This is a genomic window from Streptosporangium sp. NPDC087985 (assembly GCF_044741965.1).
Lineage (GTDB): Bacteria > Actinomycetota > Actinomycetes > Streptosporangiales > Streptosporangiaceae > Streptosporangium.
Map to the genome: position 1 here is coordinate 72,928 of NZ_JBIUTQ010000027.1, position 6,000 is coordinate 78,927.

A 6,000-nucleotide genomic window follows, 5' to 3' on the forward strand; every position below is an offset into this window, starting at 1 on the left:
GGGCGGCGAGATACGCATGCCTCCGATTGTGGACACGGGACGAGAAGATCGGTGACGCACCTGTAATGCGGAGCATGCAGAATCGCTAGCGGTGACGAAAATCAGAGAAAACGGCAAAGTGGCGGCCTCTGACGGCGCAAGAGCGTCGACAGGCGATGATTCCGTCGTGCTCGTCGTCGAACCGCTGCTCCCGCAGCGGATCCGGCGACCCTCCGATCTTCTGCGTTTCCTGGCCATCCTGCTCGGGCTGGTGGCCGTTGTGCTGCTCGCGCTCGTCGCGAAGAAGACGCTCAACGGTCTCGAAGGCGACGTCATCGACGGCACGAACCGGGTGCCGTTCCTGCTCAGCGGCCTGGTCGGAGTGCTGAGCGGGGCGGCCATGCTGGGCGTCCCCGCCGCCTACGCGATCGAGCGTGTGCTCCACCGTGACGGCCTCCGGGTAGCCGAAGGCCTGTTCGCGGCCATCGCCGGAATGGTGCTGTCCTTCGCACTGGGAGAGTGGATCCTCAACACCGGCCCCGAGGATCTGCGCCTCCTGCTGACAGGGGGCCGCAGAGGGGTCGAGCCCCTCAACACCCTGCTCACCTCGATCATCGCCTACGTCACAGCCGTGCGGATATCCCGCAGGCCCACCTGGCGGACGGCCCTGTGGAGCGCGGTCGCGCTCAACGCGATCGCCCTCTTCGCCGCCACGGCCGCCACCATCCTCGGCATTGTCGTCTCCATCCTGGTCGGCCTGGCCGTCGGCTACGCCACCCTGTACGGCGTGGGCAGCCCCAACACCCGGCCGCCGGGCAGCGCGGTCGTCGCGGCGGTCGCCAAGCTGGGCTTCGCCCCGGTCCGGGCACGCAGGCTCGACGACGACTACCAGAGCAGCCGGCGATACGCCATCGGCCTCGAGGACGGCAGCCGCCTCGACGTCACCGTCCTCGACCGCGACCGCCAGGTCGCCGGGCTGCTCTACCGCCTCTGGCGGCGGATCCGGCTCAACACCGAGACCCGCCGCCGGGCCATCCGCTCCCTCCGCGCCGAGCTGGAGCGCGAAGCCCTGATGGCGTACGCCGCGCAGGCCGCCGGGGCCAGCACTCCCCGGCTCGTCGGAACCAGTGAGATCGGCACCGAGGCCGCGCTGCTCGCCTACGAGCACACCACCACCCGCGCGCTCGACGACATCCCCGACAGCGAGATCGACGACGACCTGCTCGCCCAGATCTGGGAGCAGGTCCTGCTCCTGCAGGTCCAACGGCTCGCGCACCGGCGGCTGACCGGTGACAGCATCCACGTCGACAGCGGGGGCCGCGTCATCCTCATGGACGCCCGAAGCGGCGAGATCGCCGCCGGCGACCTCCTGCTCCGCCTCGACATCGCCCAGCTGCTCACCTACCTCAGCCTGCGCGTCGGCGCCGAGCGCGCGGTCCGCGCCGCTGCGGGCGTCGCCGGGCCGAACGTGCTGGCCGGCGCACTCCCCCTGCTCCAGCGGATCGCGCTCACCCGCGAGACCAGGGCCGCGCTCAGCAAGGACAAGGAACTGCTGACCGAGATCCGCGAGCGGATCGTCGAGCTCACGCCCAAGGTCGAGGTCGACGAGGTCCGCCTGGAGCGCTTTCGTCCACGGACCCTCATCACCATCATCGCCAGCGCCTTCGCCGCGTACTTCCTGGTCTACTACGTCACCCAGATCAACCTGAACATGATCAGCTCGGCCAAGTGGAGCTGGACCGGCGTGGCGCTGGTCGCCGCGATGATGAGCTACGTCGCCGCGGCGCTGGTGCTCAGGGGCTTCGTGCCGGAGAAGCTCCCGCTGGGCCGTACCGTGCTCGTCCAGTTCGCCGGCTCGTTCGTGAAGCTGGTCGCCCCGGCCGCGGTGAGCGGCGTCGCCATCAACACCCGCTACCTGCAAAAACGCGGCATCCCCCCGGGACAGGCGGTAGCCAGCGTGGGCGCCTCCCAGCTGATCGGCCTGGGCTTCCACATCACGCTGCTCCTGCTGTTCGCCTACATCACCGGCTCCAGCGCGGCCACGTCGTTCACGCCGTCGCGCACGCTGGTGTTCGTCCTGCTGGCCGTGGCCGTGCTGGCGCTGATCGTCTTGAGCGTCCCCCGCCTGCGCCGAACGGTCACCGCGCGCATCCGGTCGCTGTTCTCCGGTGTGATCCCGCGTCTGCTGGACGTGCTCCAGTCGCCTCGCAAGATCTTCGAAGGCTTCACCGGCACCCTGCTGCTGACCATTTTCTTCGTGGCCGCCCTCGACGCCAGCGTCCGCGCCTTCGGCGGCTCTCTCAGCTTCGCCACCGTCGCCGTCGTCTTCCTCGCCGGCAACGCCATCGGCTCCGCCGCCCCCACCCCCGGTGGCCTCGGCGCCGTCGAGGCCTCCCTCACGGTCGGCCTGACCCTCTCCGGCCTTCCCGGCGAGGTCGCCACCTCGGCCGTGCTGCTGTTCCGGCTGCTCACCTTCTGGCTGCCGGTCCTCCCCGGCTGGGCCTCGTTCACCTACCTGCAGCGGAACGAGGCCCTGTGAACGAGGCGCCGTGACCGGGGCGCTGCGGACGGGACCTGTGGCGGAGGTCAGGCGTCGCTGGAACGGGACCAGATGTTGATGCCCGCCTCGACCGCGTCCTTGTCGATCGTCTCCAGCTCCTCGTCGGTGAAGGACAGGTTCCGCACCGCCCCGAGGCTGTCCTCCAACTGCCGGACACTGCTCGCACCGATCAGCACCGAGGTGACCCGCCTGTCGCGCAGCGCCCACGCCAGCGCCATCTGTGCCAGGGACTGACCGCGCCCCTCCGCGATCTCGTTGAGCCTGCGGACGTGCCGCATGCTCTCCTCGGTGAGCATCTCCGGGGTGAGGAAGTGCCCCAGCGAGGCCCGTGATCCCTCGGGGATGCCGTTGAGGTAGCGGTCGGTCAGCATGCCCTGCGCCAGCGGCGAGAACGCGATGCAGCCCGCGCCCTCCTCCTCCAGGACGTCGAGGAGGCCGCCCTCGATCCACCGGTTCATCATCGAGTAGGAAGGCTGGTGGATCAGCAGCGGCGTGCCCATCTCACGCAGAATCCGGGCCGCCTCGGTGGTGTGCTCCGGGGAGTAGGACGAGATGCCCGCGTAGAGTGCCCTGCCCGACCGGACCGCGTGGTCCAGCGCGCCCATCGTCTCCTCCAGCGGCGTGTCCGGGTCGAACCGGTGGCTGTAGAAGATGTCGACGTAGTCCAGTCCCATCCGCTTCAGCGACTGGTCCAGGCTGGACAGCAGATACTTCCGCGATCCCCACTCACCGTACGGCCCGGGCCACATGTCGTATCCGGCCTTGGTGGAGATCACCAGCTCGTCGCGGTATCGCGCGAAGTCGTCCCTGAGGTGCCGGCCGAAGTTGGTCTCCGCCGAGCCGTACGGCGGGCCGTAGTTGTTCGCCAGGTCGAAGTGGGTCACCCCCAGGTCGAAGGCTCTCCTGAGGATGGCCCGCTGGGTGTCGAAGGGCTTGTCGTCGCCGAAGTTGTGCCAGAGCCCCAGCGAGACCGCCGGAAGCCGGAGCCCGCTCCTGCCGACCCTGTTGTACGGCTGACGCCCGTCGTACCGGTCGTCCGCTGCGATGTATGTCATCAGATCACCTTGGCTGTGTCGAGAATCCAGGAGAGGGTGAGGGCTTCCTCGCGCCAGGAGTCGTACCGGCCGCTGCGGCCGCCGTGCCCGGCGCCCATCTCCGTCTTGAGAAGGAACGGCCCGCCGTCCGCGGTGTCGCGGAGTTTCGCGATCCACTTGGCGGGCTCATGGTAGAAGACGCGCGTGTCGTTGAGGCTGGTGATGGCGAGGATCGGCGGGTAGGTCCGGCGATCGACGTTCTCGTAGGGGGAGTAGGACTTCATGTACGCGTACACGTCCGCGTTGTGCAGCGGATCGCCCCACTCGTCCCACTCGATGACGGTCAGCGGCAGCGACGGGTCGAGGATCGTGTTCAACGCGTCCACGAACGGCACCTCGGCGACCACCCCCGTGAAGGTCTCCGGCGAGAGGTTGGCGACCGCGCCCATCAGCAGCCCACCGGCGGAACCGCCGCGGGCGATGACGGTGCTCGACCAGCCTGCCGACTTGAGGTGCTCGGCGGCGGCGACGAAGTCGGTGAAGGTGTTCTTCTTCTTCTGGAACTTGCCGTCCTCGTACCAGTGGCGACCCATCTCACCGCCTCCCCTGACGTGCGCGACGGCGAAGACGAAGCCCCTGTCCAGCAGGCTGAGCCTGGCCACCGAGAACGACGGGTCGATCGAGATCTCGTAGCTGCCGTAGCCGTACAGCACGGTGGGCGCGGGCCGTCCGGTGCCCTTCTTGAGCACGATCGAGATGGGGATACGCGTGCCGTCGGAGGCGGTGGCCCACTCGCGGAACTGCTCGTAGCCGGCCGGGTCGTAGCCGCCGAGCACGACCTTCTGCTTCAGCAGGATCAGCTCGCGCGTCCGCAGGTCGTAGTCGTAGACCGAGGGCGGGGTGACCATGCTGGCGTAGCCGAGACGGAGCCGTTCGGCGGTGAACTCCGGGTTACCCGAGGGCGCGACGTCGTAGATCGGCTCCGGGAAGGAGATCTCATACGGCTCCGCCCCTTCGGCGTCCCCGCGGTTCTCCGGGAGGATGCGGATGCCGGTGAGACCGTCGCGGCGGAAGTGCACGACGGTGTGGCCGGCGAAGGCGTCCACGTCCAGCAGCCGGGTGTCCGCGCGGTGTTCGATCAGCGGAGTCCAGTCGCCGGGGGCGTCGAGCGGCGCGGTGGCCAGTTCGAAGTTCTCCGCGTTCCGGTTGTGCAGGATGAGGAAGTGGTCGCCGGCGTGGTCGACGCCGTACTCGACGCCGGTCTCGCGTGGGCGGACGACGCGGAACTCACCCGCCGGGTCGTCCGCCTCAAGGATGCGGACCTCACTGGTGATCTTGCTTCCGGCCGAGAGTACGAGGTAGCGCTCGCTGCGGCTGAGCCCGATGCCGACCCAGAACCGCTCGTCACGCTCCTCATGGACGAGGACGTCGTCCACGGCCGCCGTGCCGACCGTGTGTCGGTGGACCTGGCTGGGACGCCAGGCGTCGTCGACGGTCGTGTAGAAGAACGTCGAGCCGTCGGCGGACCAGGCTCCGCCGTAGAAGATGCCGGGGATCTCGTCGGGGAGCGTCTCCCCGGTGGCGAGGTCCTTCACCTTCAGAGTGAAGCGCTCGTCGCCGGTGAAGTTGACGGAATAGGCCAGCCGGGTGCCGTCGGGGCTGACCGAGCTGGTGCCGATGGAGAAGAAGTCGCTCTCCCCGGCCAGCTCGTTCCCGTCGAGCAGGATCTGCTCGCCGGGGAGTGACTCACCCGCCTTCAGCTCCGGAGGTGTCTCTCCGTCGGCCGCGACCCGGCACTGGATGCCGTACTGCTTGCCCTCCTCGGTCCGGGAGTAGTACCACCAGCCGTTCTTACGGGTGGGGACCGAGAGGTCCGTCTCCAGAGTCCGGCCCTTGATCTCCTGGAAGATCGTTTCCTGCAGAGGCTTGAGATGGGCGGTCGCCTGCTGCATATAGGCGTTCTCCGCCTCCAGATAGGCGATCGTCTCGGGATCGTCCTTGACCGTCAGCCACGCGTAGTCATCGACCACGGTGTCCCCGTGGTGCACGCGCTCGCTGGGAACCTTCTTCGCCGTAGGCGGCGTCTGGCTGCTCACCCGGTCGAGTCTATGTTTCCCCTCGTGTCCCACCAGGGTTCTGCCGACGGTCTTCGCCGTTCCGTCCCGAGCGCTCTTCGGGGACTGCTAATGTTCTGACGTCGGCAAGGTCCGGCGCAATCCACTCCACTCACTCCGGTGACTTCGGTGTGGCCTGCTCCGTGTCTGCCGACAATCCCTTGAAACCAACGGTTCCAAAGATCGGTTCAAAGAGCCGCTCAGAGGCTGGTAAGTTAGAGGGGTTGCCCCGGAAACGGGGCGGCCGGAATTCCGGTAGGGAAAGCTTGATCGAGTCAAGTAGTTCGAAACGGACTGGTTTGACACGGAAAAG

General features: G+C 68.1%; 4 protein-coding genes. 1 reads left to right on the top strand and 3 read right to left on the bottom strand.

Annotated features, from left to right (window positions below):
- The first annotated feature begins 166 nt into the window (after positions 1-166).
- Positions 167-2,518, top strand: coding sequence for a YbhN family protein (locus ACIN94_RS30405; RefSeq protein WP_400713580.1), 2,352 nt, complete (start codon positions 167-169; stop codon positions 2,516-2,518).
- Positions 2,519-2,565: 47 nt separating this feature from the next.
- Here the strand turns inward: ACIN94_RS30405 and mgrA are convergent, their stop codons facing one another.
- The 3 genes from mgrA to ACIN94_RS30420 form a co-directional block, all read right to left on the bottom strand.
- A complete protein-coding gene (gene mgrA, locus ACIN94_RS30410) occupies positions 2,566-3,594 on the bottom strand; it encodes an L-glyceraldehyde 3-phosphate reductase (protein ID WP_400713583.1) in 1,029 nt (342 codons plus the stop codon).
- Entirely contained in the window at positions 3,594-5,669 is a 2,076-nt protein-coding gene (locus ACIN94_RS30415) for a S9 family peptidase (RefSeq protein ID WP_400713586.1), read from the bottom strand. Before ACIN94_RS30415 ends, mgrA begins: the two co-directional genes overlap by 1 nt.
- Positions 5,670-5,799: 130 nt before the next feature.
- A partial coding sequence (locus ACIN94_RS30420; protein ID WP_400713589.1) for a hypothetical protein occupies positions 5,800-6,000 on the bottom strand: 201 nt, incomplete at its 5' end.